23 protein-coding genes and 1 pseudogene are annotated in these 25,845 nt (G+C 72.1%); 20 read left to right on the top strand and 4 right to left on the bottom strand.

Annotated elements, in window-relative coordinates:
* Positions 1 to 47 precede the first annotated feature (47 nt).
* The 9 genes from ACF08N_RS02390 (at position 48) to ACF08N_RS02350 (ending at position 8,605) form a co-directional block, all read left to right on the top strand.
* Positions 48 to 1,064, top strand: a complete 1,017-nt coding sequence (locus tag ACF08N_RS02390) for a sugar ABC transporter substrate-binding protein (protein ID WP_392322667.1) — start codon at positions 48 to 50, stop codon at positions 1,062 to 1,064.
* Complete coding sequence (locus ACF08N_RS02385) at positions 1,061 to 2,125, top strand: ABC transporter permease (protein ID WP_392322666.1); 1,065 nt, start codon at positions 1,061 to 1,063, stop codon at positions 2,123 to 2,125. Before ACF08N_RS02390 ends, ACF08N_RS02385 begins: the two co-directional genes overlap by 4 nt.
* Entirely contained in the window at positions 2,122 to 2,949 is an 828-nt protein-coding gene (locus ACF08N_RS02380; RefSeq protein ID WP_392322665.1) for an ATP-binding cassette domain-containing protein, read from the top strand. Before ACF08N_RS02385 ends, ACF08N_RS02380 begins: the two co-directional genes overlap by 4 nt.
* A 276-nt stretch (positions 2,950 to 3,225) precedes the next feature.
* On the top strand, positions 3,226 to 4,392 hold the full coding sequence (locus tag ACF08N_RS02375; protein WP_392322664.1) for an ROK family glucokinase: 1,167 nt from the start codon (positions 3,226 to 3,228) through the stop codon (positions 4,390 to 4,392).
* The gene (locus tag ACF08N_RS02370; RefSeq protein WP_392322663.1) at positions 4,389 to 4,958 is read left to right on the top strand and encodes a hypothetical protein; all 570 of its coding nucleotides are present in this window, start codon (positions 4,389 to 4,391) and stop codon (positions 4,956 to 4,958) included. Before ACF08N_RS02375 ends, ACF08N_RS02370 begins: the two co-directional genes overlap by 4 nt.
* A gap of 372 nt (positions 4,959 to 5,330) precedes the next feature.
* Entirely contained in the window at positions 5,331 to 6,614 is a 1,284-nt protein-coding gene (gene pcaC, locus ACF08N_RS02365) for a 4-carboxymuconolactone decarboxylase (protein WP_392322662.1), read from the top strand.
* Positions 6,615 to 6,626: 12 nt separating this feature from the next.
* The gene (locus tag ACF08N_RS02360; RefSeq protein ID WP_392322661.1) at positions 6,627 to 7,259 is read left to right on the top strand and encodes an MBL fold metallo-hydrolase; all 633 of its coding nucleotides are present in this window, start codon (positions 6,627 to 6,629) and stop codon (positions 7,257 to 7,259) included.
* A 55-nt stretch (positions 7,260 to 7,314) separates the two neighbouring features.
* On the top strand, positions 7,315 to 8,094 hold the full coding sequence (locus ACF08N_RS02355; protein ID WP_392322660.1) for an exodeoxyribonuclease III: 780 nt from the start codon (positions 7,315 to 7,317) through the stop codon (positions 8,092 to 8,094).
* Between the two features lie 58 nt (positions 8,095 to 8,152).
* Positions 8,153 to 8,605 (top strand): DUF6278 family protein, encoded by a 453-nt coding sequence (locus ACF08N_RS02350; protein WP_392322659.1) that lies wholly within the window; start codon positions 8,153 to 8,155, stop codon positions 8,603 to 8,605.
* A 450-nt stretch (positions 8,606 to 9,055) separates the two neighbouring features.
* Here the strand turns inward: ACF08N_RS02350 and ACF08N_RS02345 are convergent.
* Positions 9,056 to 9,361, bottom strand: a pseudogene (locus ACF08N_RS02345) (CocE/NonD family hydrolase C-terminal non-catalytic domain-containing protein); the annotation flags it as partial.
* A 113-nt stretch (positions 9,362 to 9,474) separates the two neighbouring features.
* Here ACF08N_RS02345 and ACF08N_RS02340 point away from each other — a divergent pair.
* On the top strand, positions 9,475 to 10,698 hold the full coding sequence (locus tag ACF08N_RS02340) for a cytochrome P450 (protein ID WP_392322658.1): 1,224 nt from the start codon (positions 9,475 to 9,477) through the stop codon (positions 10,696 to 10,698).
* 7 nt (positions 10,699 to 10,705) lie between these two features.
* Here ACF08N_RS02340 and ACF08N_RS02335 read toward each other — a convergent pair whose 3' ends face one another.
* Entirely contained in the window at positions 10,706 to 11,449 is a 744-nt protein-coding gene (locus tag ACF08N_RS02335) for a hypothetical protein (protein WP_392322657.1), read from the bottom strand.
* 105 nt (positions 11,450 to 11,554) lie between these two features.
* Between ACF08N_RS02335 and ggt the strand changes: the two genes are divergently transcribed.
* On the top strand, positions 11,555 to 13,369 hold the full coding sequence (ggt, locus tag ACF08N_RS02330; protein ID WP_392322656.1) for a gamma-glutamyltransferase: 1,815 nt from the start codon (positions 11,555 to 11,557) through the stop codon (positions 13,367 to 13,369).
* 103 nt (positions 13,370 to 13,472) lie between these two features.
* Complete coding sequence (locus ACF08N_RS02325) at positions 13,473 to 14,195, top strand: glycoside hydrolase family 75 protein (protein WP_392322655.1); 723 nt, start codon at positions 13,473 to 13,475, stop codon at positions 14,193 to 14,195.
* Between the two features lie 116 nt (positions 14,196 to 14,311).
* Here the strand turns inward: ACF08N_RS02325 and map are convergent, their stop codons facing one another.
* Positions 14,312 to 15,079 (bottom strand): type I methionyl aminopeptidase, encoded by a 768-nt coding sequence (map, locus tag ACF08N_RS02320; RefSeq protein WP_392322654.1) that lies wholly within the window; start codon positions 15,077 to 15,079, stop codon positions 14,312 to 14,314.
* Between the two features lie 64 nt (positions 15,080 to 15,143).
* On the opposite strand from map, the gene ACF08N_RS02315 reads away from it, so the two are divergent.
* The 7 genes from ACF08N_RS02315 to ACF08N_RS02285 all read left to right on the top strand — a co-directional run bounded on the left by ACF08N_RS02315 (position 15,144) and on the right by ACF08N_RS02285 (position 23,259).
* Positions 15,144 to 15,398 (top strand): helix-turn-helix domain-containing protein, encoded by a 255-nt coding sequence (locus ACF08N_RS02315; RefSeq protein ID WP_392322653.1) that lies wholly within the window; start codon positions 15,144 to 15,146, stop codon positions 15,396 to 15,398.
* A gap of 144 nt (positions 15,399 to 15,542) precedes the next feature.
* Positions 15,543 to 16,982 (top strand): hypothetical protein, encoded by a 1,440-nt coding sequence (locus tag ACF08N_RS02310; RefSeq protein ID WP_392322652.1) that lies wholly within the window; start codon positions 15,543 to 15,545, stop codon positions 16,980 to 16,982.
* 168 nt (positions 16,983 to 17,150) lie between these two features.
* On the top strand, positions 17,151 to 17,993 hold the full coding sequence (locus ACF08N_RS02305; RefSeq protein WP_392322651.1) for a nitrilase-related carbon-nitrogen hydrolase: 843 nt from the start codon (positions 17,151 to 17,153) through the stop codon (positions 17,991 to 17,993).
* A complete protein-coding gene (locus ACF08N_RS02300; RefSeq protein ID WP_392322650.1) occupies positions 17,990 to 19,270 on the top strand; it encodes an aspartate aminotransferase family protein in 1,281 nt (426 codons plus the stop codon). The genes ACF08N_RS02305 and ACF08N_RS02300 overlap by 4 nt, the downstream gene beginning before the upstream one ends.
* An 18-nt stretch (positions 19,271 to 19,288) precedes the next feature.
* Entirely contained in the window at positions 19,289 to 20,692 is a 1,404-nt protein-coding gene (hydA, locus tag ACF08N_RS02295) for a dihydropyrimidinase (protein ID WP_392322649.1), read from the top strand.
* A 10-nt stretch (positions 20,693 to 20,702) separates the two neighbouring features.
* Positions 20,703 to 21,704, top strand: coding sequence for a TIGR03842 family LLM class F420-dependent oxidoreductase (locus ACF08N_RS02290; protein WP_392322648.1), 1,002 nt, complete (start codon positions 20,703 to 20,705; stop codon positions 21,702 to 21,704).
* A gap of 25 nt (positions 21,705 to 21,729) precedes the next feature.
* Entirely contained in the window at positions 21,730 to 23,259 is a 1,530-nt protein-coding gene (locus ACF08N_RS02285; protein ID WP_392322647.1) for an NCS1 family nucleobase:cation symporter-1, read from the top strand.
* 307 nt (positions 23,260 to 23,566) lie between these two features.
* Here ACF08N_RS02285 and ACF08N_RS02280 read toward each other — a convergent pair whose 3' ends face one another.
* Positions 23,567 to 24,358, bottom strand: coding sequence for an SDR family NAD(P)-dependent oxidoreductase (locus ACF08N_RS02280; RefSeq protein ID WP_392322646.1), 792 nt, complete (start codon positions 24,356 to 24,358; stop codon positions 23,567 to 23,569).
* 55 nt (positions 24,359 to 24,413) lie between these two features.
* Here ACF08N_RS02280 and ACF08N_RS02275 point away from each other — a divergent pair, with 55 nt between their 5' ends.
* The gene (locus tag ACF08N_RS02275) at positions 24,414 to 25,841 is read left to right on the top strand and encodes an amidase (RefSeq protein ID WP_392322645.1); all 1,428 of its coding nucleotides are present in this window, start codon (positions 24,414 to 24,416) and stop codon (positions 25,839 to 25,841) included.
* The last annotated feature ends 4 nt before the right edge of the window (positions 25,842 to 25,845 follow it).

The following is a 25,845-nucleotide window of genomic DNA, read 5'->3' as shown; positions in this document are numbered from 1 at the left end:
GGCCGCAGAGGGCAGCACAGCGAGTACGGCAAGAAGGGCACGGCGTCGTGGCACGGGCAAGGACAGGGGTACGCGCACTGGGCGCGGTGCTGGCAGCGGTACTCGGAGCGAGCCTGGTGGGGTGCAGCAGCACGGGCGGTAAGCGTGCCGAGGACGCCCGCAAGGCCGCGCAGAACGCCCGTGGCAAGTCCGCCGTCACCACCCCGCGCTGGACCTTCGCCATGGTCACGCACTCGGGCGACGGCGACACCTTCTGGGACATCGTCCAGAGCGGCGCCAAGGAGGCGGCCGCCAAGGACAACATCAACTTCCTCTACGCCCACAGCGACGAGGGCCAGCAGCAGGCGCAGCTCGTCGACTCGTACATCTCCAAGAAGGTCGACGCCCTGATCGTCACGCTCGCCAAGCCCGACGCCATGAAGGGCGTCGTCGCCAAGGCCCGCAAGGCCGGCATCCCCGTGATCACGGTGAACTCCGGCTCCGAGCAGTCCAAGGACTTCGGCGCCCTGACCCACATCGGCCAGGACGAGTCCGTCGCCGGCGAGGCCGTCGGCGACGAGCTCGACGCGCGCGGCAGGAAGAAGGCCCTGTGCGTCCTGCACGAGCAGGGCAACGTCGGCCACGAGCAGCGCTGCGCCGGGGCGAAGAAGACCTTCGGCGGCCGGATGCAGAACCTGTACGTCGACGGCACCAACATGCCCGACGTGCAGGCGTCCATCGAGGCCAAGCTGCAGGCCGACCCCTCCGTCGACGCGGTGGTCACGCTCGGCGCGCCGTTCGCGGACGCCGCGGTCCAGGCGAAGAAGAGCGCCGGGTCCGAGGCCGAGATCGACACCTTCGACCTCAACTCCAAGGTCGCCGCCGCCCTGAAGGACGGCAGCCTCGGCTTCGCAGTGGACCAGCAGCCCTACCTCCAGGGCTACGAGGCCGTCGACCTGTTGTGGCTGTACAAGTACAACGCCGACGTCCTCGGCGGCGGCCGGCCCGTGCTCACCGGGCCGCAGATCATCACCGAGAAGGACGCCGCCGAGCTCGCGGAATACACGGATCGGGGGACCCGATGAGCGCGACCGCACCACCCGCCACACCGGGCAAGGCACCGCAGGAGACCGACGAGCGCCTGCTGCGCACCTCCCCGCTGCGCAAGCTGATGGGCCGGCCGGAGCTGGGCTCGGTCGTCGGCGCCGCCGCCGTGTTCGTCTTCTTCTCGGTCTTCGCCGACTCGTTCCTCAAGGCGTCGAGCTTCTCCACCGTCCTGTACGCCGCGTCGACGCTCGGCATCATGGCCGTGCCGGTCGCGCTGCTGATGATCGGCGGTGAGTTCGACCTGTCCGCCGGCGTCCTGGTCACCAGCTCGGCGCTGGTCTCCTCGATGTTCAGCTACCAGATGACGGCGAACGTCTGGGTGGGCGTGGGCGTCTCGCTGCTGGTCACCCTCGCCATCGGGGCCTTCAACGGCCTCATGCTGACCCGGACGAAACTGCCGAGCTTCATCATCACGCTCGGCACGTTCCTGATGCTCACCGGTCTCAACCTGGGCTTCACGAAACTGATCAGCGGCACCGTCTCGACGAAGTCGATCGGCGACATGGAGGGCTTCGCCTCCGCCAGGAAGCTGTTCGCCTCCGAGCTCACGCTCGGCGACGTGACGCTCAAGGTCACCGTCCTGTGGTGGTTCGTCCTGATCGCGCTCGCCACCTGGATCCTGCTGCGTACCCGCTTCGGCAACTGGATCTTCGCGGTCGGCGGCGGCGCCGACGCGGCCCGCGCGGTCGGCGTCCCGGTCGAGCGGACGAAGATCGGGCTGTACATGGGCGTCGCCTTCGCCGCCTGGGTCTCGGGCCAGCACCTGCTGTTCTCGTTCGACGTGGTGCAGTCCGGCGAAGGCGTGGGCAACGAGCTGACGTACATCATCGCGGCCGTCATCGGCGGCTGTCTGATCACCGGCGGCTACGGCTCGGCGATCGGCTCCGCGGTCGGCGCGTTCATCTTCGGCATGACGAGCAAGGGCATCGTCTACGCCGAGTGGAACCCGGACTGGTTCAAGTTCTTCCTCGGAGCGATGCTCCTTCTGGCCACCCTGCTCAACGCATGGGTGCGCAAGCGTGCGGAGGCGACCTCATGAGCGCACTGGTGGAGCTCGACGGCATCAGCAAGTACTACGGCAACATCCGCGCCCTCGAAGGCGTCTCGCTGGAGGTCCACGCGGGCGGGATCACCTGCGTGCTCGGTGACAACGGCGCAGGCAAGTCCACCCTCATCAAGATCATCGCCGGACTGCACCGGCACGACGCCGGCACCTTCTCGATCGAGGGCGAGACCACCACGCTGAACTCCCCGCGCGAGGCGCTGGACCGGGGCATCGCCACCGTCTACCAGGACCTGGCGGTCGTCCCGCTGATGCCGGTGTGGCGCAATTTCTTCCTCGGCTCCGAGCCGACGACCGGCCGCGGCCCCTTCAAGCGCCTCGACGTACGGACGATGCGCGAGACCACCCGCTCCGAGCTGCTGCGCATGGGCATCGACCTGAGGGACGTCGACCAGCCGATCGGCACGCTGTCCGGCGGCGAGCGACAGTGCGTGGCCATCGCCCGTGCCGTCTACTTCGGCGCCAAGGTGCTGGTGCTGGACGAGCCGACCGCCGCGCTCGGGGTGAAGCAGTCCGGTGTGGTCCTCAAATACGTGGCTGCGGCACGCGATGCGGGCCTCGGCGTGGTGCTCATCACCCACAATCCGCATCACGCCTATCTCGTCGGTGACCGTTTCGTCCTGCTCAAGCGCGGCGTCATGGCGGCGAGCCACACCAAGGACTCGGTCACGCTCGACGAGCTCACCCGCCAGATGGCGGGCGGCAGCGAGCTGGAGGACCTGCGCCACGAACTGGAACGCGCGCCCGCCCCGGCCCACCTGGGCGGCCACGACGTCAAGAAGCCGCCCGCCGCAGGCTAGGGTCTTTCGTTTGGATCAGGCCGGATCAGTGAGCGGGGTCTGGTGCGTGCGATCGCAAGGCGGAGGAGGGAGACAATGGCGGAGCCATGGCGACCGACGACAACGCGGCGAGCGTGCGTGCCAGGGCCCGCGAGCCCGGCATGATCCAAACGAGAGGCCCTAGTGCCGTGACCGGCAGAGCCTGCCGGGAAGGGCATTAGCATCGAGGGCGGCGGGCGCCGCCCGCCCCGGGACCGGGTCCGGGTCCGGACCGCCACGACGAACCGCAGGGACGACTTGAGCACGTACCGCGACTTCACGCACCGAGGCGCCGCGCGCGGCACCGTCCTCAAGACCGTCGGGCCGCGCGAGCGGCGCTCCCACCTCACCGCGCCCCGGGTGCCCACCGTCGGCATCGACATCGGCGGCACCAAGGTGATGGCCGGGGTCGTCGACGCCGACGGCGTCATCCTGGAGAAGGTCCGCACCGAGACCCCGGACAAGTCCAAGAGCCCCAAGGTCGTCGAGGACACCATCTGCGAGCTGGTCCTCGACCTCTCCGACCGGCACGACGTGCACGCGGTCGGCATCGGCGCGGCCGGCTGGGTCGACGCCGACCGCTCCAAGGTCCTGTTCGCCCCCCACCTGGCCTGGCGCAACGAGCCCCTGCGCGACGCGCTCTCCGCCCGCCTCGCCGTGCCGGTCCTCGTCGACAACGACGCCAACACCGCCGCCTGGGCGGAATGGCGCTTCGGCGCGGGCCGCGGTGAGGACCACCTCGTCATGATCACCCTCGGCACCGGCATCGGCGGCGCGATCCTGGAGGACGGCCAGGTCAAGCGGGGCAAGTACGGGGTCGCCGGTGAGTTCGGCCACATGCAGGTCGTGCCCGGCGGCCACCGCTGCCCGTGCGGCAACCGCGGCTGCTGGGAGCAGTACAGTTCCGGGAACGCGCTGGTGCGCGAGGCCAGGGAGCTCGCCTTGGCCGACTCCCCGGTGGCGCACGGCATCATCGACCGGGTCGGCGGCAACGTCCGGGACATCACCGGACCGCTGATCACCGAACTGGCCCGCGAGGGCGACGCCATGTGCGTCGAACTGCTCCAGGACATCGGCCAGTGGCTCGGCGTCGGCATCGCCAACCTCGCCGCCGCCCTCGACCCCTCCTGCTTCGTGATCGGCGGCGGCGTCAGTGCCGCCGACGACCTGCTCATCGGCCCCGCCCGGGACGCCTTCCGGCGCCACCTCACGGGCCGCGGCTACCGGCCCGAGGCCCGCATCGCCAAGGCCCAGCTGGGACCGGAGGCGGGTATGGTCGGTGCCGCCGACCTGGCTCGCCTGGTCGCGCGCCGCTTCCGCCGGGCCAACCGACGCCGGGTGGAGCGCCACGAACGATACGAGCGCTACGCGCAGGCCCTGCGCAGTCCGAGCTCCGTCCGTCCCACCCAGGAACCGCCGTCATGACCACCACGCTGACCCGACAGACCGTCCCGCCGGCCCCCGAGGGCAGGCGGCACATGCTGGTGCGCCGCTGGCTGACCGCGATCACCATCGTGCTGCTCGTCGGCATCCCGGCCGGCTACCTCGTGATCTCCGCCGAGCAGAGCCGCGCCAGTGGCCGGGACAAGGAGGCCGAGTCGTCGGCCACCGGCCTGCGCGACAAGTGGCCCTCGCTGATGAAGCGCCGCATCTTCGAGGTGCCGATCCCGGAGGGCTCCTGGCGCGTCGGCTACTACGAGACGAGCAACTGGAAGACCAGCCGCCTGTACGTGCAGTTCCGCACGACGCCCAACGGGCTCGACACGTTCCTCAAGGGCGTCGGCACCAGCCGGGCCGCCCTGGAGGACGGCAAGGTCACCATCAACGACCGCGACAGCGAGGTCGCCGGCTGGAACTTCGGCCTGAAGGGCCGCGCCTGGGCGGGCACCACGCACGCCAACAAGGACCCGCGCCCCACCCAGGACATCACCGTCGACCTGACGGAACCGGCCAAGCCCTGGGTGTACGTCGTGTCCACCGCGACGCCCTAGGGGGTGTCTCGCCGATCTTGCCGGTCTCGCGACGCCTGGCACCGCGCCTCTCCCCCGTAGCCCTTCGGGCACGGGAGGTGCCCCCAGCGTTGCCGAAATGCCCGAACAGCTCCGCTGTCAGGGCACTCCGGCGCCTTGCGATGCTTCCCCTAGGCCCTGCGGGCCTGGGGAGACCCCATGCACCAGACGCCGCGTCCTGTCCGGCCCTGATCCACCGGACACCCCTAGCCGGTCAACCGGCCGCTGTCCCGGGCCGGATGCACACCGGGAATCCACACGGTGTTCACATCCCGGACCCGGGGCAGCCGTAACGGGCCCCAGGGGGCGACCCCCTGACCGGATCGGGTCGTTCCACTCATTACCGTGGGGCACGTGAGTGAGACGCAGACGCCCCCGAAGACCCTGCAGTACCGCATCGACGGTCCGGACGACGCCCCCGTGCTCGTCCTCGGCCCCTCGCTGGGCACCACGTGGCACATGTGGGACCGGCAGATCGCCGAGCTGTCCGCGCGGTGGCGGGTGATCCGGTTCGATCTGCCCGGGCACGGCGGCGCTCCCGCGCACCCCGCCGACTCCGTCGGCGAACTCGCCGGCCGGCTGCTGGCCACCCTCGACCTGCTCGGCGTGCAGCGCTTCGGGTACGCGGGCTGCTCCATCGGCGGCGCGGTCGGCATCGAGCTCGCCCTGCGTCATCCGCACCGGGTTGCCTCGCTGGCGCTGGTCGCCGCCTCGCCCCGGTTCGGCACCGCCGACGAGTTCCGCCAGCGCGGTGTGGTCGTGCGCACCAACGGTCTCGACCCGATGGCCCGCAGCGCGCCCGAGCGCTGGTTCACCGGCGGATTCGCCGCCGCCCAGCCCGCCATCGTCGAGTGGGCGGTCCAGATGGTCCGCACCACCGACCCCGGCTGCTACATCGCCGCCTGCGAGGCCCTGGCCGCCTTCGACGTACGCTCCGAACTGTCCCGGGTCGGCGTCCCCACCCTCGTCCTGGTCGGCTCCGAGGACCAGGTCACCGGCCCGGCCGAGGCCCGCACCCTGGTCGCCGGCATACCGGACGCCCGGCTCGCCCTGGTGCCCGGTGCCTCGCACCTGGCGCCCGTCGAGCAGCCCGCGGCCGTGACCGACCTGCTCGCCCACCACTTCGACACCGCCTGGAACGACACCCTGGCGTCGATCCCGGTCCCGCAGGCGCCCCCGACCTCCGCGCCCGTCTCGCCCGTCGCCGAGATCGCCCCGGCCGCGCCCGAGCAGCCGATGGCGGTGCAGTCCGGCAGACCCGACCCGTACGACGCGGGGATGAAGATCCGCCGGGAGGTGCTCGGCGACTCCCACGTGGACCGGGTGACGGCGACCGCCGACGACTTCACCGGCGACTTCCAGGACCTGCTCACCCGCTACGCCTGGGGCGAGGTGTGGTCCCGCGAGGGCCTCGACCGGCGCACCCGCAGCTGTGTCACCCTCACCGCCCTGGTCGCCGGCGGCCACCTCGACGAGCTCGCCTTCCACACGCGCGCGGCGCTGCGCAACGGGCTGACGCCCGCGGAGATCAAGGAGGTCCTCCTCCACGCCGCGGTCTACTGCGGCGTCCCGGCGGCCAACTCGGCGTTCAAGGTGGCCCAGTCGGTGATCCTCGAGGAGACGACGCCCCGCGCATAGCAGGATGGGGGCATGAGGATCGTCAAGAAGACCCATTCCTGCGTCCGGCTGGAGAAGGACGGGCAGACGCTCGTCATCGACCCCGGCGGCTTCAGCGAACAGGACGCGGCGCTGGGCGCCGACGCCGTCCTGGTCACGCACGAGCACCCGGACCACTTCGACGAGGGACGGCTGCGGGCCGCCCTGGAGGCGAACCCGGCCGCCGAGATCTGGACCCTGCGCAGCGTCGCGGACCAGGTCGCGGCGGCGTTCCCCGGCCGGGTCCACACCGTCGGCCACGGCGACACCTTCACCGCCGCAGGATTCGACGTCCAGGTCCACGGCGAACTGCACGCCGTCATCCACCCGGACATCCCGCGGATCACGAACGTCGGCTACCTCGTGGACGGTTCGCTCTTCCACCCCGGCGACGCGCTGACCGTCCCCGACCGTCCGGTCGACACCCTGATGCTGCCGGTCCACGCGCCGTGGAACAAGATCTCCGAGGTCATCGACTATGTGCGCGAGGTCCGGCCGCGGCGGGCCATCGACGTCCACGACGCCTATCTCGCCGACATCGCCCGGCCGATCTACGACCGGCAGATCGGCGGGCTCGGCGGCGCCGAGCACGGGCGTCTGGCACCGGGGGAGTCCGAGGACCTCTGACGGGCGGGCCCCGGGCGGACCGGTGGCTGTCACACCTCGCCGTTAGGCTTGCGGCATGCGTATCGCCACGTGGAACGTCAACTCGATCACCGCCCGGCTGCCGCGGCTGCTGACCTGGCTGGAGAGCAGCGGCACCGATGTGCTGTGCGTCCAGGAGACCAAGTGCACAGAGGAGCAGTTCCCCGCCGAGGCCCTGCGTGAGCTCGGCTACGAGTCCGCGGTGAATGCCACGGGCCGGTGGAACGGCGTGGCGCTGGTCTCCCGGGTCGGCCTCGACGACGTGGTCAGGGGCCTCCCCGGCGCCCCGGACTACGAGGGCGTGCAGGAGCCCCGCGCGATCTCCGCGACCTGCGGCCCCGCCCGCGTCTGGTCGGTCTACGTGCCGAACGGGCGCGAGGTCGCCCACGACCACTACGGCTACAAGCTGCGCTGGCTGGAGGCGCTGTCGGTGGCCGTGACGGCGGACGCGTCGGGTGAGCGCCCGTTCGCGGTCCTCGGCGACTTCAACATCGCCCCCACCGACGACGACGTGTGGGACGTCGCCGCGTTCGAGGGCCTGACCCATGTGACCCCGCCCGAGCGCGCCTCGCTGGAGGCGCTGCGCAAGCGCGGCCTCTCGGACGTCGTCCCCCGCCCCCTGAAGTACGAGCACCCCTTCACGTACTGGGACTACCGCCAGCTGTGCTTCCCCAAGAACCGCGGCATGCGCATCGACCTGGTCTACGGGAACGGACCGTTCTCCACGGCGGTCAAGGACAGTTACGTCGACCGCGAGGAGCGCAAGGGCAAGGGTGCCTCGGACCACGCACCCGTTGTTGTCGATCTCGACATCTAGCGTTTGTTGACGCGCGCCCTGTGGTGCGTCCGGCCGGGGGGATGCGAGGCTGAGCGGTATGAACATCCCTTTCTTGGACAACTGGCTCAGGCGCCATGACGATGATCGGGAGCACGGGGGAGGGGCCGCCGCGAAGGAGTCCGATCCGGAGCGCGCCGCGGCGATCACCGAGCTGCTGTCCGAGTGCGAGCTGCTGCGCGTCCGAGCGGGGCAGGCCGGACTGGAACTGGATGATTCCCCCGCCTCGTTGACCGCGCTCGACCAGCTGCCCCCGCGCTGGCGGGACGACCCGGAGGAGCTGCCCTGGCTGGGCAACGACGCGGGCCTGTATCTGGGCACTGTCATTGTGCGGACGGTCCCGGGCGCGTCGTGGCACGTCTGGCCGGGTGGTCATCCGGTGGTGCGGCTGGCGTCAGGCCGCGAGGTGGGCGTTGTGGAGGCCGGCCTGGAGTGGGCGGTCAACGGGGCGCCGGAGCTCTCCCAGGTCTACGCGGAGGCCGCCGAGGCCTGACCCGGCGGGGCCGGCGGCCGACGTTCCTGGGCGGACGGGCGTCCGCCGGGCCGCCCGCCAGTGCGGGCGCTCCCCGCACACCTCCGCCCAGAGGAATTCTCGATTTATACGGCTTATGCCTTCTTTATGCGTGTCGGGCGTGAAGTGCCTTGTCGGGCTGGATAGTTTGCGCTGACCGCGACACAGCGACAAGGGGCAGGGCAGCGTATGGCCGTCGATCCGTTGATCGAGCTGACGTCAACACCTACTTCTCATAGCGCTCAGGGCGGCGCCCGCCGCCGCAGTTCGTCCCCGTAGACGAGGGTCACACAGGCCGCGTGTGCAGCGCCGGCCGCACCACGAACGCTGTTGTCCGGGGCCCCCCGCGCCTGTCGGCCCGGGGGAGAGGGGGCAGCAGCTCATGGGGCACCACCCCGCCCTGCGTGTGCAGGGCCCGGCGGCAGCCGGTGATCACTCCCTGCGCAGCGGGACCGACGGACAGGACGGGTCGGCTGCCGAAGAGGAGAAGGTCAGCTGCGCGCCGGCCGGGTTGTGCTCGATGTAGAGCGGGTCGACAGTGTCGACGACCACGGCCGGACGGTGGCCGGCCGGGACGTCGTAGGCGGTGGAGAACAGCTCCAGGTCTACGGTGAACGGCCGGCCGGGCGTCCTGCCGTGGAGGGTGTACGGCGCGTGGCCGACCGGCTTGCCGAGGCCGAGCGGGCCCCCGTCGTACAGCTGGGCGACGAGGGTGCCGCTCTCCTTGGTGCTCATGACGGCCGGCGCTCGTGACGGTGATGTGCGGCTTCCCGTGCCGGTCGCCCGGACGGCCGCCGCGCGACGCGCCCGGCCTTCCGCCCCGCCCGGGGAAACCGGCAGGATCGGGCGGCATGACGGTGCCCGATGTCTTCGACCCGCGGATCTACGCCACCGGAATCCCGCACGCCGCCTTCCGGGAACTGCGCGACCACCACCCGGTGGCCTGGCAGGAGGAGTACGAGGTCCTGGGCTGGCCGCCCGGTCCCGGCTTCTGGGCGGTCACCCGGCACGCCGACGTCGTACGGGTCCTCAAGGACGCCCGGACGTTCTCCTCCCGCCTGGGCGCCACCCAGATCCGCGACCCCGACCCCGCCGACCTGCCCTTCATCCGGCGCATGATGCTCAACCAGGACCCACCGCAGCACGGCCGGCTGCGGCGGCTGGTGAGCCGGGCCTTCACCCCCGGCCGCATCGACCGCTTCACCGGCGCGGCGAGGGCACGCGCGCGGGCCCTCCTCGGCGCGGCCCGGGAGAGGGGCACGGAGTTCGACCTCGTCGGCACCGTCACCGACGACTACGCCCTGCTCAACCTGACCGACCTGTTGGGCGTCCCCGAAAGGGACCGGCACCTCCTGCTGACCTGGACGGAACGGGTCATCGCCTATCAGGACCCCGACGAGCCCCCGGTGACGGGCCCCGACGGCAGACCCGTCAACCCGCGGTCTCCCGCGATGCTCCAGGAGATGTTCGACTACGCCCAGCAGCTCGCCGCCCACAAGCGCCGCCGGCCGGCGGACGACCTGATGACGGCTCTGGCCACCGGCGGACTCACCGACGCCGAGCTGGAGATGTTCTTCTTCCTGCTGACCGTCGCCGGGAACGACACCGTCCGCAGCGCCGCCCCCGGCGGCTTCCTCGCCCTCGCCGCCGAACCCGGCGAGCAGCGCAGACTGCGGGACGGCGACGTCGGCGTGGACACGGCCGTCGACGAACTGCTGCGCGTCCACCCGCCCGTCCTCAGCTTCCGCCGCACCGCGGCCGAGGACGTGACCCTCGCCGGCCGGCCCGTCCGGGCCGGTGACAAGGTCGTCGTCTTCCACGCGTCCGCCAACCACGACGAGCGCGTCTTCACCGACCCCCGGCGTCTGGACCTGTCCCGCAGTCCCAACCCCCATGTCTCCTTCGGGGACGGTCCGCACGTCTGCCTGGGAGCCCACTTCGCCCGGCTCCAGCTGCGCGTCCTGCACGAGGAAGCACGGGGTCTGCTGCCGCCGTACGGCCTCGCGGCCCCGCCCCGCCGCCTCGTGTCCAACTTCATCAACGGCATCAAATCGCTGCCGATCGCGCTTCTGTGACGAGCCGTCAGCCAGCCGAGTGTTCCGAGGTGCGCGGCGCGGGTAGGGCGCTGAGGGCCGCCCTCGTCACGTCGGCGACGACCTCGACCACGTCCGGCCCGTACGCCTGCGAGTTGACGACCTTCAGCAGCAGGCAGAAGGAGTTCCGGCCGTGCTTGCGGTACAGCTTCTCGTGGTGGCGGGCCAGGTAGCGGGTGGCGGCCTGGTTGGTGATGGCGCGCTGGCCGCAGAACAGGAACACCGGGCGGCTTCCCTCACCGGCCGTCAGCCGCGCCAGCAGCACGTACTCGGCCGTGCCCGGGTCCATCCGGTGGCGCTCCGTACCGATCTCGAACGACCCATGGTCCGGGCCGCTTTCGGTGTCGGTGTCGACTCGCACGCCCGGCAGCAGGCTCTGCAGATGGGCCGCGGTCCGGCGATTGCTGTAGGGTCCGCCGACACAGAACTCGGTGCGCTCGCCGAAGCCCTGCCTGGTCGCGTCGTGCCAGATGATCTGCGCGTTCGCCCCGCAGTCCTTCACCAGCGCCGACAGCTCCAGCAGCGCGAACACGTCGAAGCGGTGGACCGAACCGTCCCGCCCCGCCTCGCGGTTGACGACGAGCAGGCACTCCGCGTTGCCGGGCAGGCCGAAGAACGCCTGCTTGCGGCGGAGCCTGCGCCGCCAGAGGTAGGTGCGCGCGATCCAGCCGATCGAGGCGCTGATCCCGGCGGCCACCACACCCAGCACGATGTTGCGTACGTCGTCCGTCATGGGCGCGCATGCTAGCGGTGTCCGCCGAACGGCGTACCAGGTGGTCCTGACGGGGCGGCAGCGGCGGGGTTAGGCTGCGCGGACGTTCGCCCTCGGGAGGTACGCATGCGTCGTTCCGTCGTACGGAATGTGTCGGTACTGGCCGTTGCCGCGGCCGTCGCCTCGATCGGCGCGGCGGCACCACCGACCTCCTCCCCGCCGGACGCCGCACCCGCCAAGTCCCCGGTCGCCGTCGGATACGGCGGAGCCGTCGCCAGCGTCGACGCCGACGCGTCGGCCGCCGGCATCGAGGTCCTGCGGCGGGGCGGGAACGCGGTGGACGCGGCGGTCGCGACCGCCGCCGCGCTCGGTGTGACCGAGCCGTACTCCGCCGGTATCGGCGGTGGCGGCTTCTTCGTCCACTACGACGCCAAGTCCCGTACGGTCCACACCGTCGACGGCCGCGAGACCGCACCGCTGTCCGCCGACGCGTCCCTGTTCCTGGAGAACGGCAAGCCCATCCCGTTCGCCGAGGGGATGACCTCGGGGCTCGGGGTCGGCACGCCCGGCACACCCGCGACCTGGCGGACCGCGCTCGGCGCCTGGGGCAGCAAGCCGCTGAAGGAACTGCTGCGTCCGGCCGAGCGGCTGGCCGAGGACGGATTCACCGTCGACGCCACCTTCCGCTCCCAGACCCAGGCCAACCAGGAGCGCTTCGCCGACTTCCCGGCCAGCGCCGAACTGTTCCTGCCCGGCGGTCGACTCCCGGCCGTCGGCTCGGTGTTCAAGAACCCCGACCTGGCCGCCACCTACAAGGAGCTCGGCCGCAAGGGCGTCGGCGCCCTGTACCACGGGCCGATCGCCGACGACATCGTCCGCACCGTGCAGGAGCCCCCCGTCGCCGAGGGCGCGGACCGGGTCGTGCGCCCAGGCGACCTGACCCGGCGCGACCTGCGGGCGTACGAGACGATCCGCCGCGCGCCCACGAAGGTGTCCTATCGGGGACTCGACGTGTACGGCATGGCCCCGTCCTCCTCCGGAGGCACCACCGTGGGCGAGGCGCTCAACATCCTGGAGCGAACCGACCTGTCCAAGGCGAAGGCCACCCGGGCGCAGTACCTGCACCGCTTCATCGAGGCCAGCCGCATCGCGTTCGCGGACAGGGGCCGCTGGGTGGGCGACCCCGCCTTCGAGGACGTGCCCGTCCAGGGGCTGCTGTCCCAGCGGTTCGCCGACTCGCGCGAGTGCCTCATCAAGGACGACGCCGTCCTGACGAGCCCGCTCGCACCGGGCGACCCGCGCCGGCCGACCGCCTGCGGCTCGACCGGCGAGGCCGCGCCGACCACGTACGAGGGCGAGAACACCACGCATCTGACGACGGCCGACAAGTGGGGCAACGTCGTCGCCTACACGCTGACGATCGAGTCGACGGGCGGCAGCGGCATCACCGTGCCCGGGCGCGGCTTCCTGCTCAACAACGAGCTGACCGACTTCTCCTTCGCCCCCGCCGATCCCGCGGTCCACGACCCCAACCTGCCCGGCCCCGGCAAGCGGCCGCGTTCGTCCATCTCGCCGACGATCGTGCTCGATCACCACGACCGTCCCGTGCTGGCGCTCGGCTCGCCGGGCGGCGCCACCATCATCACCACCGTCCTGCAGACGCTGACCGGGCATCTGGACCGGGGGCTGCCGCTCGTCGAGGCGATCGCCGCGCCGCGCGCCAGCCAGCGCAACCAGGCGACGACGGAGCTGGAACCGGACCTGTGGAACGACCGGGAGCTGCGCGCCGAACTCCAGGCCATCGGCCACGCCTTCCGGCTGAACCCCGAGATCGGCGCGGCGACCGGCGTCCAGCGGCTGCCCGACGGCCGATGGCTCGCCGCGGCCGAGAAGGTACGGCGGGGCGGCGGTTCGGCGATGGTGGTGCACCCGGCGCGGTGAAGTGCGAGGGAGGCCGGGGCACGGCGGCGTCACCTGTCCGGCGGACATACCTGGCCGGTTCGTGCGCCCGCGGGTAGGAATCCTTTCGACAGAAGGGATTATTGTGCACATATCACGCACCACTCTCACCGCGGCCGCCGGTACCGTCCTTCTCGCCGCAGCGGCCCTGCCCGCGGCCGCAGCGCCGGCCACGCCATCCCGCGCCCTCTCCGCCCACCGGGCAGCCCCGCCGGCCGAGGGCACGGTCGGCGCCGACGCCCTGCTGGACGCCCTCGGCAAAAAATGCCGGCAGATCTCCGACGGCAAGTACCGCACGGACAACGGCGCACGCGCCGACATCCCCGTCTGTGAACGGGACGACGTCGTGTACTGGACCGCCGACCTGGACATAGACTGCGACGGGGTGCGCACCGCGAGGTGCAACAGCGCCACCGACCGCTGGTTCCAGCCGAACACCTCGTTCCGGCAGTCCGACGGGAAGTACCTCAACGCGGAGAAGCTGCCGTTCGTCGTCGTGCCGGTCCCGAGCGACATCTGGGACTACCGGGCCTCCGGCATCCGGGGCGGCACCGTGGCGGCGATGGTGTACCGGGACCGCGTCGTGTACGGCGTCGTCGGCGACACCGGCCCGACCGGGATCATCGGCGAGGCGTCGTACGCGGCGGCCGAGGCGCTGGGCATCGATCCGCACCCGACACACGGCGGCGCGCCCTCGGGCGTCACCTACATCCTGTTCAAGAATGCGCGCGCGACCCCGATCGAGAGCCACGAGGCGGCGGTCCGGCTGGGCGACGAACTGGCCCAGCGGTTCGCCGACAAGCCCTGAGCGGTGCGGCTCCGGGCGGGCCGTGGACGTGCGCTCCACAGCGCCGTCCGGGCCCGCCGACCGGGGGACGTGCGGCCCGGCTGTGAAGTGCGGGCCGCCGGGCCGGGACGTATGCCTTACAGCGCCGTCAGGACCCGCGGGCCGTCGTCCATGATCGCGATCGTGTGCTCGGCGTGCGATGCGCGGCTGCCGTCCGCCGTACGGACCGTCCAGCCGTCGCGCGCCGTGTAGTGGTCGTCGCGGCCACCCGCGATGACCATCGGCTCGATCGCGAGCGCCATGCCGTGCCGCAGCCGCATGCCCCGGCCCGGGCGTCCCTCGTTGGGCACGCCCGGGTCCTCGTGCATGCGCCGGCCCACTCCGTGCCCGCCGAAGCCGTCCGGGATGCCGTACCCGGCCGAACGGCACACCGTGCCGACGGCATGGGCGATGTCCCCGATGCGGTTGCCGACGACGGCCGCCTCGATGCCGGCGGCGAGCGCGTCCTCGGCCGTACGGATCAGGCGGGAGTCGGCCGGCCGGTTGCGGCCGACCGTGAAGGTGACGGCCGCGTCGCCGACCCAGCCCGCACGGACGGCTCCGCAGTCGATGCTGACCAGGTCGCCGTCGCGGAGCCGGTAGTCGCCCGGGATGCCGTGCACGATCGCGTCGTTGACGGACACGCACAGGACGGCGGGGAAGGGGACGGGCGCCCAGTCGGGGTGATAGCCGAGGAACGGGGACCCGGCCCCGGTCTCCGCCAGGACCGCCCGGGCCGCCCTGTCCAGCTCGCCGAGCGCGACGCCCACGGCGGCCGCTTCCCGTGCGGCGGTGAGGGCCTGGGCCACGATGCGGCCGGCTTCGCGCATCGCCTCGATCGACGCGTCTGTCTTGATCTCAACCATGCCAATTACTATACCGGTCGAGCCGTTATTCTTATACCGGCACCACCGGGATTAGAATAACGGCATGGTGCGCACCCCTCTCACCCCCGAAGAGCGCGAACGCGGCGAACGGCTCGGCCGGCTGCTCCGCCAGGCGCGCGGCGACCGCAGCATGGTGGAGGTCGCGGCGGCGGCCGGACTGTCCGCCGAGACCCTGCGCAAGATCGAGACAGGTCGCGCCCCCACCCCCGCGTTCTTCACCGTTGCCGCGCTCGCCGCGACGCTCGGCCTGTCCATGGACGAACTGGTCGTGCGCTGCGCCCTGGTGCCGGCCGCCTGACCCGACGGCCGCCCGGAAGCTCACGAGAGCGGCCGGCGGAGGCGGGGCATCGCGGTTCCCCACCGAAAACGGCACGTAGCAACGGCGTAACACGGTTGCGGTCCAATGCCTGCGGTTCTACCTCCGACTGGTGCAGGGGCGGCGATGACGGTGCATCAACTCCCGGCGGACAACGCGGCGTTCGCGCGGTACCTCGGAGAGCTGGCCGAGCGGGTCGACCGTGCGGGCGGCTGGTGCGCCATCTTCCGGCAGCGTGACCCCGACGGCATGCGGGCCTGTCTGGAGGGCGCCGAGATCCCGCCGTGGGACGTGGTCGAGTCCCTGCTCCACGACCTGGCGACGCTGATGGGCCCGCAGCAGGCCGAGCGGGAGACGAGCCGGGCGCGGGCGCTCCACGCGGCGGCAGCGGCGGCGCACGACCGGCTGCCGGGCGGGCGCGAGGCGCTGGAGGAGCGGCGGGAGCTGATGCGCGGCGAGCAGGCGTACGCGGCGTCCCGCGCGGCGGAACTGCTGCGGAGGCTGGCCGCCGAGCCGGAGGGCACGGCGGAGGCGGAACGCCTGACCCACGAGCTGTCCTGGACCCGCGACGACCACGCCCGCGCGACGTCGCGCATCACGGAACTGACGTCCCGCCTCGCGTCCCTCCCGCGGGAGGACGCCCCACCCGGCTGGTTCGCCCCGCCCGGGCACCGGGGTCACGGCGTGACCGATGCGCCCGACGTGCCCCCGGTCCCCGCCCCCGCCCCGGACCGGGCCTACACGAGCGGCAATCGTGCGGCCGAGGGGACCGACGCGACCAGGGCGTACGCCGGGCCCGGCGCGGACAGTGCCGTCCCTGCCGCCGGGTCCCCGCAGGGCCCCGGCCCCCGTGCGGGGCGGAAGAAGAAGCCACGGCGCGGGGCCCGGTTCGCCGGGGTCGAGGGGGACGGGGGTGGCGCGGTCGCCGTGCCCGTGTTGCCCGTCGCCGACGACGTCCCCCGTGGCGCGCGGTACGGCGGCGCGGCCTCCGCCCCCGAGCCGGAGCCCGAGCCCGAGCCCGTGCCCGAGCCCGACGGTGCCGCCCGGGCCGCGCGCGAGACCGTCGCCGTCCTCGGGCGGCTGCGGGCCGAGGGCCGTACCGGCGAGGCGCACGTCGTGCTCTGCGAGGCCGCCGCCCGGCCCCCGGGCTGGCTGCCCGCGCTCGCCGCCGAGCTCCACCGCGGCGGACTCGACGCCGACTGGGCCACCCTCCTGTGGGAGGTGGCGTCCCAGCCCGCCGGGCACCTCGCCGCGGCCGCCGACGCGCTCTCCGCGGCCGGACGCCCGGACGACGGGCGCCAGTTGCTGCGCCTGGGGGTCACGCGCCCGGCCGAGGAGATCGCCGACGCGGCGATCGCGCTGGCGGACGAGGGCCACGGCGCCCGCGCCCGCGCGCTGCTCGCCGCGTACGCGCACGTACGCCCCGCCGAGGACGCCGCCAGGGTCGCCGCCCGTGACCCGGCCCGCCTCGTCCCGGCCCTGCTCGACGCCGTACGCGGCGCCCTCCCGGACCGCGAGCGCGACCTCGTCCACGCGCTGCGCGTGGCCGGGTACCTCGGTGCCTGACCGGGACGAAATAGTTCCGAAATCGACCGCCCGGGTGCGAAACATGATCGACTCCGCGGGTTGACGACGATGGTCTTGCCCCGCTGTGTGACGTGGCTTACGTTCTCCATCTGCGTATTGCGTCTACGTGCGTAGAGGCTCTCTGGCGTCCCGTCGAAGGAGCAGCTCATGGCCCATGTCGTACGCGCCGCCCTCGTCCAGGCCACCTGGACCGGCGACACCGAATCGATGATCGCCAAGCATGAGGAACACGCCCGCGAGGCCGCCAGGCAGGGCGCCCAGGTCATCGGATTCCAAGAGGTCTTCAACGCTCCGTACTTCTGCCAGGTGCAGGAGCCCGAGCACTACCGCTGGGCCGAGCCCGTCCCGGACGGTCCCACCGTCCGCAGGATGCAGGACCTCGCCCGCGAGACCGGCATGGTGATCGTCGTCCCGGTCTTCGAGAGCGAGGGCGCGGGCTTCTACTACAACACCGCCGCGGTCATCGACTCCGACGGCAGCTACCTCGGCAAGTACCGCAAGCACCACATCCCCCAGGTCAAGGGCTTCTGGGAGAAGTACTACTTCAGGCCGGGCAATGCGGGCTGGCCGGTGTTCGACACCGCCGTCGGCAGAGTCGGCGTCTACATCTGCTACGACCGCCACTTCCCGGAGGGCTGGCGCCAACTCGGCCTTGCGGGTGCCCAGTTGGTCTACAACCCGTCCGCCACCCACCGCGGCCTGTCCTCCCACCTCTGGCAGCTGGAGCAGCCGGCCGCCGCCGTCGCCAACGAGTACTTCGTCGCCGCCATCAACCGCGTCGGCATCGAGGAGTACGGCGACAACGACTTCTACGGCACCAGCTACTTCGTCGACCCGCGCGGCCAGTTCGTCGGCGACCTCGCCAGCGACAAGGAGGAGGAACTGGTCGTACGCGACCTCGACTTCGACCTGATCGAGGCCGTACGGCAGCAGTGGGCGTTCTACCGTGACCGCCGCCCCGACGCGTACGAAGGGCTTGTTCAGCCGTGACCGATCTGTACGGGCGCCACAAGGCCGTCCTCCCCGACTGGCTCGCCCTCTACTACGACCGCCCCATCGAGATCACCCACGGTGAGGGCCGCCACGTCTGGGACGCGGACGGCAACCGCTACCTGGACTTCTTCGGCGGCATCCTCACCACCATGACCGCCCACGCCCTGCCCGAGGTCACCAAGGCGGTGAGCGAGCAGGCCGCGCGGATCATCCACTCCTCCACCCTCTACCTCAACCGCCCGATGGTGGAGCTCGCCGAGCGCATCGCCGCCCTCTCCGGCATCCCCGACGCGCGCGTCTTCTTCACCACCTCCGGCACCGAGGCCAACGACACCGCCCTGCTGCTCGCCACCGCCCACCGCCGCTCCAACCAGATCCTGGCGATGCGCAACAGCTACCACGGCCGGTCCTTCTCGGCGGTCTCCATCACGGGCAACCAGGCCTGGTCGCCGACGAGCCTGTCCCCGCTCCAGACGCTGTACGTGCACGGCGGGGTCCGCACCCGCGGGCCCTACGCCGGGCTGTCCGACGCGCAGTTCATCCGGGAGTGCGTGGCCGATCTGGAGGACCTGCTCGGCCACACCCGCGACGTCGCCGCGCTGATCGCCGAACCGGTGCAGGGCGTCGGCGGATTCACCTCCCCGCCCGACGGGCTGTACGCCGCCTTCCGCGAGGTGCTCGACCGGCAGGGCATCCTGTGGATCTCCGACGAGGTGCAGACCGGCTGGGGCCGCACCGGCGAGCACTTCTGGGGCTGGCAGGCGCACGCCCAGAACGGCCCGCCGGACATCCTCACGTTCGCCAAGGGCATCGGCAACGGCATGTCGATCGGTGGCGTCGTGGCCCGCGCGGAGGTCATGAACTGCCTCGACGCCAACTCCATCTCCACCTTCGGCGGTTCACCCGTGACCATGGCCGCGGGCCTCGCCAACCTGAACCACCTGCTGGAGCACGACCTCCAAGGCAACGCCCGGCGCGTCGGCGGGCTGCTCATCGAGCGGCTGCGCGCGATCGGCGCGGGTGTCCCCGCCGTACGGGAGGTACGCGGACGCGGCCTGATGATCGGCATCGAGCTCGTGAAGCCGGGCACCGACGAGGCCGACCCCAAGGCCGCCGGCAAGGTCCTGGAGGCCGCCCGCGAGAGCGGCCTGCTGATCGGCAAGGGCGGCGGTCACAACACCAGCGTCCTGCGCATCGCCCCGCCGCTCTCGCTCACCGTCGCCGAGGCCGAGGAGGGCGCGTCCCTCCTCGCACAGGCCCTGCGCGCCGTCTAGTCCGGATACGAGGAGACCATGAGCACCCGCACCCTGATCCGCGGCGGTCTCGTCATCACCGCCGCCGACGAGATGCACGCCGACGTCCTGATCGACGACGGCCGGATCGCCGCACTGGCTGCCCACGGCACCACCGCCGCCGAGTCCTGGACGGCGGACCGCACGATCGACGCCACGGGCAAGTACGTCATCCCGGGCGGCGTCGACGCGCACACCCACATGGAGCTGCCGTTCGGCGGCACGTTCGCCTCGGACACCTTCGAGACCGGCACCCGCGCGGCGGCCTGGGGCGGCACCACCACCATCGTCGACTTCGCCGTACAGACCGTGGGGCGCTCCCTGCGCGAGGGCCTGGACGCCTGGTACGCCAAGGCCGACGGCAACTGCGCCGTGGACTACTCCTTCCACATGATCCTCTCCGACGTCGACGAGTCCTCGCTCAAGGAGATGGACCTGCTGGTCGAGGAGGGTGTCACCTCCTTCAAGCTCTTCATGGCCTACCCCGGCGTCTTCTACAGCGACGACGGACAGATCCTGCGCGCGATGCAGCGCTCGTCGTCCAACGGCGGCCTGATCATGATGCACGCGGAGAACGGCATCGCCATCGACGTCCTCGTCGAGCAGGCGCTCGCCCGCGGCGAGACCGACCCCCGGTACCACGGCGAGGTGCGCAGGGTCCTGCTGGAGGCCGAGGCCACCCATCGCGCCATCCAGCTCGCCCGGGTCGCCGGAGCGCCCCTGTACGTCGTGCACGTGTCGGCCGAGGAGGCCGTCGCCGAGCTCGCCGCGGCCCGCGACAAGGGCCTGAACGTCTTCGGCGAGACGTGCCCGCAGTACCTGTTCCTGTCCACCGACAACCTCGCCGAGCCGGACTTCGAGGGCGCCAAGTACGTCTGCTCCACGCCGCTGCGGCCCAAGGAGCACCAGGCCGCGCTCTGGCGCGGTCTGCGCACCAACGACCTCCAGGTCGTCTCCACGGACCACTGCCCCTTCTGTTTCCGCGGCCAGAAGGAACTGGGCCGCGGCGACTTCTCCAAGATCCCCAACGGGCTGCCGGGCGTGGAGAACCGCATGGACCTCCTCCACCAGGCCGTCGCCGACGGGCACATCAGCCGCCGCCGCTGGATCGAGATCGCCTGCGCCACCCCGGCCAGGATGTTCGGCCTCTACCCCAAGAAGGGCACCATCGCCCCCGGCGCCGACGCGGACGTCGTGATCTACGACCCGCACGCCGAACAGACCCTGTCGGCCGAGACCCACCACATGAACGTCGACTACTCGGCGTACGAGGGCCGGACCGTCACCGGGCAGGTGGAGACCGTCCTGTCGCGCGGCGCCGTGGTCATCGACCGGCGGGAGTTCACGGGACGCGCCGGCCACGGCGTGTACACACCCCGATCCACCTGCCAGTACCTGAACTAGGAGGTCCGTCGTGGACTTCGGACTCGTCCTGCAGACCGACCCGCCCGCGTCCGCGGTCGTCGGACTGATGCGGCGCGCGGAACGCAACGGCTTCCGCTACGGCTGGACCTTCGACTCCGCGGTGCTGTGGCAGGAGCCGTTCGTCATCTACAGCCGCATCCTCGAGCACACACAGAAGCTGACCGTGGGCCCCATGGTCACCAACCCGGGCACCCGGACCTGGGAGGTCACCGCCTCCACCTTCGCCACGCTGAACGACATGTACGGCAACCGCACCGTGTGCGGTATCGGCCGCGGCGACTCGGCGATGCGCGTGGCGGGCCGCAAGCCCAACACGCTGGCCCGGCTCGGCGAGGCCATCGGCGTCATCCGCGATCTGGCCGAGGGCCGGGAGGCGGTCGTCGACGGGCAGCCGATCCGCCTGCCCTGGGTGAAGGAGGGCAGACTGCCCGTGTGGATGGCCGCGTACGGGCCCAAGGCGCTGGCACTCGCCGGGCAGAAGGCGGACGGCTTCATCCTCCAGCTCGCCGATCTCTACCTCACCGAGTGGATGGTCAGGGCCGTGCGCGCCGCTGCCGCCGACGCCGGACGCGATCCGTCGTCCGTGACCATCTGCGTCGCGGCCCCCGCGTACGTCGGCGACGACCTCGCGCACGCCCGCGACCAGTGCCGCTGGTTCGGCGGCATGGTCGGCAACCATGTCGCCGACCTCGTCTCCCGCTACGGCGAGCACTCCGACATGGTCCCCGAGGCGCTCACCGCGTACATCAAGGAGCGGCACGGCTACGACTACAGCCACCACGGCCGCGCCGGGAACCCGTCCACCGACTTCGTGCCCGACGAGATCGTGGACCGGTTCTGCCTCCTCGGCCCCGCCGAGGCGCACATCGACAAGCTCAAGGCCCTGCGAGACCTGGGCGTGGACCAGTTCGCCGTCTACGCCATGCACGACGCGAAGGAAGCGACGATCGACGCGTACGGCGCGCAGATCATCCCCGCTCTCACCAGATGACCCATCTGCTGAAAGGCCGCCCAGCATGACCGCGACCGTCCCGCCCGTGCCCTCAGAAGGACCCATATCCGACCCGGCGGGACGCGTCGAACTCCCGCCGGGCGCCCTCCCCGCCGACGGCCGCTTCGTCAACGACGACCTGCTGCCCGTGCCCGTCGCCCGCCGCCGGTGGACCACCTACAACTTCGCGGCCCTGTGGGTCGGCATGGCCCACAACATCCCCTCCTGGCTGCTTGCCTCCGGCCTCGTCGCACTCGGCATGGACTGGAAGCAGGCCGTCTTCACCATCGCGCTCGCCAACGTCATCGTGCTGGCGCCGATGCTGCTCACCGGGCACGCCGGGCCCAAGTACGGCATCCCCTTCCCGGTGCTCGCCCGCGCATCCTTCGGGCTGCGCGGCGCCAACCTGCCCGCGATGATCCGGGCCGCCGTCGCCTGCGCCTGGTTCGGGATCCAGACCTGGATCGGCGGCCAGGGCATCTTCGTCCTGCTGGGCAAGCTGTTCGGCGGCTGGGCGGATGCGGCGAAGGTCGGCGGGCAGCCGTGGACGCTGTGGGTGTGCTTCGTTCTCTTCTGGGCGCTCGAACTGGCCATCATCTACCGGGGGATGGAGGCGCTGCGCCGCTTCGAGAACTGGGCCGCGCCGTTCGTCATCGTCGGCGCCCTGGTGCTGCTGGCGTGGATCGCCGCCAAGGCCGGCGGCCTCGGGCCGCTGCTCGACCAGCCGTCGAGACTCGGCTGGGGAGCGGACTTCTGGCCGGTGTTCTTCCCGTCCCTGATGGGCATGATCGCCTTCTGGTCGACGCTGAGCCTGAACATCCCCGACTTCACGCGCTTCGGCGCGGGCCAGCGTGCCCAGATCTGGGGGCAGACGCTCGGGCTGCCGACCACGATGACACTGTTCGCCCTGCTGTCCGTCTTCGTCACCTCCGGCTCGCAGGCCGTGTACGGGGCGGCGGTGTGGGACCCGGTCGCGCTCGCGGCCAAGACCGACAACGTCTTCGGACTGCTCTTCGCCCTGGTGACCGTGCTCGTCGCGACGATCTCGGTGAACATCGCGGCGAATGTCGTCTCACCGGCGTACGACCTGGCGAACCTGGCGCCGCGGTTCGTCAACTTCCGTACGGGTGCGCTGATCACGGGTGTCGTCGGTGTACTGATCATGCCGTGGAAGCTGACCGAGACGCCGGAGCTGTACATCTTCACCTGGCTCGGTCTGGTCGGCGGACTGCTCGGCACGGTCGCCGGCATCCTCATCGCGGACTACTGGCTGGTGCGGCGCACCGTCCTCGACCTCCCCGCGCTCTACACGCCCGGCGGGCGCTACTGGTACACGTCCGGCTGGAACCTGCGGGCGGTGGCCGCGTTCGCGGTCGGCGGCGTGCTCGCGGTCGGCGGCTCGCACTCGGCGCCGGGCAAGGGCCCCTTCCCCTCGGACGGGCTGATCCCGTTCCTCCGTCCGCTCGCGGACTACGGCTGGGCGGTGGGCCTGTTGGCGTCGCTGCTGCTGTACACGGCGCTGACGGGCGTCAGCGGCCGGCGAATAGCGCAGTGAGGGCGGCGGCCAGGTGGTCACGTCAGCCGGCGAGGATCGCGGCGCGGGGCTTGACGGGGCCGCTCTTTGGAGCCCCTGGAGCGCCGCCGGCGATTGAGGCGCTGGGGGTCCCCCACGCCCGCAGGGCGTAGGGGGGGTACCTCCCATGGCCGCCAGGCCGTAGGGGGAGGGTCCGGGGGCGGAGTCCCCGGTTACGGGAAGGGGCGGGGTGGGGAAACGGGCCCGCGCAGCCGGGCCCCGCGCACGACGGATCTCCCTTGTTGCGGCCGCGGGCGGTGCGACCGCAACAGGGGCCGCCGACAGGCCCTCAGCGGCGGGAGCGCTGGGCCGCGACCATCTGCCGCAGGGTCTTCTCGCCCATCCCGCCCCGCTGGATCCGTTCGGCGAAGCCCGGGAACTGTCCGGCGATCGCGCCCAGCAGCCTCAGCTCCAGCGGAGCGACGTTGATCTCGGCCACATCGCGCTCCACCGCCCGCATCACCCCGGCCACCACCTGCCGCGGCGACACCGTCCGTATGCCCGCCGGGGGCTTCGCGCCCGTCGCGGCGAACATGCCCGCGTCCCGGACGAAGCCGGGCTGGACGACGGAGACCCCGACGCCCGTGCCGTGCAGGTCCTGGCGCAGCGCGAGCGCGAAACCGCGCAGCCCGAACTTGGTGCCGCTGTACAGCGACGCCGACTTCGTGGCCGCCTTGCCCGAGAGGGAGCCGACGAACGCCAGATGGCCCCGGCCCGCCGCGACCATGGTCGGGGCGAGCAGGCGGGCGAGCATGGCCGGCGCGTGCAGGTTCACCGCGAAGGCGCGCTCGACCTGCTCGGGGGTGTAGTCGAGCAGGTCGCCGCTGGAGGGCAGGGCCGCGTTGGCGATCAGGAGGTCCGCGCCCGAGGCTTCCTCGGCGAGGCGGCGCACGTCGTCCGGTTGGGCCAGATCGGCGACGATCGCGCGGGCGCCGTGGCGCTCGGCGAGCGGGTCAAGAGCCTCGGCCCGCCTGCCGCTCACCGTCAACTTCGCGCCCCGAGCGGCGAGTTCGGCGGCCAGCGCGCCGCCGATACCGCCGGTCGCCCCGGTGAGCAGAACGCTTGCTCCGCTGATCCGCATCTGGTTACCCTCCAGTTCTGTTCGTTCGAACGAACAATAAGGAGGCGGGGCAAGCGTGTCCACAGACCTGTTCGGCGGACTGGCCGCATGCGCAAGGGCGTTGGCGGCGGGCGAGACCACGTCCGAGGCACTCGTCACGGGCGCGCTCGCCCGTATCGAGGCCACGCAGGGCACCGTCAACGCCTTCCGCACCGTGCGCGGCGAGGCCGCGGTCGAGGAGGCGCGCGCCGCCGACCGCAGGCTCGCGGCGGGCGAGAGGCTGCCCTTGCTGGGGGTGCCGGTCGCGGTCAAGGACGACACCGACGTGGCGGGGGTGCCCACCTACTTCGGCTGCGCGGGTGACATCCCGCCCGCCGCCGAGGACGGTGAGGCGGTGCGCCGGCTGCGGGCCGCGGGCGCCGTGGTCGTCGGCAAGACCAACACGTGCGAGCTGGGCCAGTGGCCGTTCACCGAGGGCCCCGCCTTCGGCGCCGCCCGCAACCCCTGGTCCCCCGGCCACACGCCCGGCGGCTCCTCGGGCGGCTCGGCGGCGGCCGTGGCGGCGGGGCTGGTGCCCGCGGCGCTCGGATCCGACGGTGCGGGGTCCATCCGCATCCCGGCGGCCTGGACCCACCTCGTGGGCATCAAACCGCAGCGGGGCCGCGTCTCCGTCCACCCGTACGACGACTGCTTCCAGGGTCTGACGGTCAACGGCCCCCTCGCCAGGACCGTCGCCGACGCCGCCCTGCTGCTCGACGCGGCGTCAGGCGCCCACCCGAGGGAGCGTCACCGGCCGGCCGCGATCGACGCGACGGCGGCGGCCCGCCGTGAACCGGGACGGCTGCGCATCGCCCTCGCGCTGCGACCGCCGCTCACCCTCACCGGCACCCGCCCGCATCCCGAGGTGCGCCGCGCGGTCACCGCGCTCGCCGAGACCCTGGCCCGCCTCGGCCACCACGTCGAGGAGGCCCGACCCCGTTACGGCCTCATCGGGCTTGCCTTCCTGCCCCGCGCGGCGGCCGGCATCGCCGAGTACGCCGACCGCCACCCCGACCCCGCCCTGCTCGACCCCCGCACCCGGTCCGCGACCCGCTCCGGACACCGCCTCGGCCGCCTCGTGCCCGCGGCACGCGCCCGCGAGGCCGCCCAGCACCGCAGGATCGGGGCCTTCTTCGACGACGTCGACGTGCTGCTCACCCCCACCACGGCCGCGCCGCCGCCGCGCATCGGGGCCTTCGACGGACTGTCCGCGCGGCGCACGGACATCGGCATCGCCGCGGCCTGCCCGTACGCCTGGCCCTGGAACGTGCTCGGCTGGCCCGGGGTGAACGTGCCCGCCGGTCTCACCTCCGCCGGACTGCCCGTCGGTGCCCAACTCCTCGGCCCGGCAGGCAGCGAGGAACGGCTGATCTCGCTCGCCGCCCAACTGGAGGCCGACCTGCGGTGGTACGAGAGACGTCCTCCGTCCCCGCACGACCCGGCGGCCGTCGTCGGTACCCCCTGACCAG

The sequence above is a fragment of the Streptomyces sp. NPDC015127 genome (assembly GCF_043080095.1).
Classification (GTDB): Bacteria; Actinomycetota; Actinomycetes; order Streptomycetales; family Streptomycetaceae; genus Streptomyces.
The sequence above is the reverse complement of the archived record's forward strand: the minus strand, read 5'-3'. Positions and strand labels throughout refer to the sequence as shown.

Excerpts from the sequence above, each read along its gene's own strand:
- ACF08N_RS02315 (WP_392322653.1), top strand. The coding sequence starts at position 15,144 with ATGGTGCGCACCCCTCTCACCCCCGAAGAGCGCGAACGCGGCGAACGG.
- ACF08N_RS02350 (WP_392322659.1), top strand. The coding sequence starts at position 8,153 with ATGAACATCCCTTTCTTGGACAACTGGCTCAGGCGCCATGACGATGAT.
- ACF08N_RS02310 (WP_392322652.1), top strand. The coding sequence starts at position 15,543 with ATGACGGTGCATCAACTCCCGGCGGACAACGCGGCGTTCGCGCGGTAC.
- ACF08N_RS02340 (WP_392322658.1), top strand. The coding sequence starts at position 9,475 with ATGACGGTGCCCGATGTCTTCGACCCGCGGATCTACGCCACCGGAATC.
- ACF08N_RS02305 (WP_392322651.1), top strand. The coding sequence starts at position 17,151 with ATGGCCCATGTCGTACGCGCCGCCCTCGTCCAGGCCACCTGGACCGGC.
- ACF08N_RS02280 (WP_392322646.1), bottom strand. The coding sequence starts at position 24,358 with ATGCGGATCAGCGGAGCAAGCGTTCTGCTCACCGGGGCGACCGGCGGT.
- ACF08N_RS02385 (WP_392322666.1), top strand. The coding sequence starts at position 1,061 with ATGAGCGCGACCGCACCACCCGCCACACCGGGCAAGGCACCGCAGGAG.
- ACF08N_RS02335 (WP_392322657.1), bottom strand. The coding sequence starts at position 11,449 with ATGACGGACGACGTACGCAACATCGTGCTGGGTGTGGTGGCCGCCGGG.
- ACF08N_RS02285 (WP_392322647.1), top strand. The coding sequence starts at position 21,730 with ATGACCGCGACCGTCCCGCCCGTGCCCTCAGAAGGACCCATATCCGAC.
- ggt (WP_392322656.1), top strand. The coding sequence starts at position 11,555 with ATGCGTCGTTCCGTCGTACGGAATGTGTCGGTACTGGCCGTTGCCGCG.
- hydA (WP_392322649.1), top strand. The coding sequence starts at position 19,289 with ATGAGCACCCGCACCCTGATCCGCGGCGGTCTCGTCATCACCGCCGCC.
- ACF08N_RS02355 (WP_392322660.1), top strand. The coding sequence starts at position 7,315 with ATGCGTATCGCCACGTGGAACGTCAACTCGATCACCGCCCGGCTGCCG.
- ACF08N_RS02370 (WP_392322663.1), top strand. The coding sequence starts at position 4,389 with ATGACCACCACGCTGACCCGACAGACCGTCCCGCCGGCCCCCGAGGGC.
- ACF08N_RS02380 (WP_392322665.1), top strand. The coding sequence starts at position 2,122 with ATGAGCGCACTGGTGGAGCTCGACGGCATCAGCAAGTACTACGGCAAC.
- ACF08N_RS02360 (WP_392322661.1), top strand. The coding sequence starts at position 6,627 with ATGAGGATCGTCAAGAAGACCCATTCCTGCGTCCGGCTGGAGAAGGAC.
- map (WP_392322654.1), bottom strand. The coding sequence starts at position 15,079 with ATGGTTGAGATCAAGACAGACGCGTCGATCGAGGCGATGCGCGAAGCC.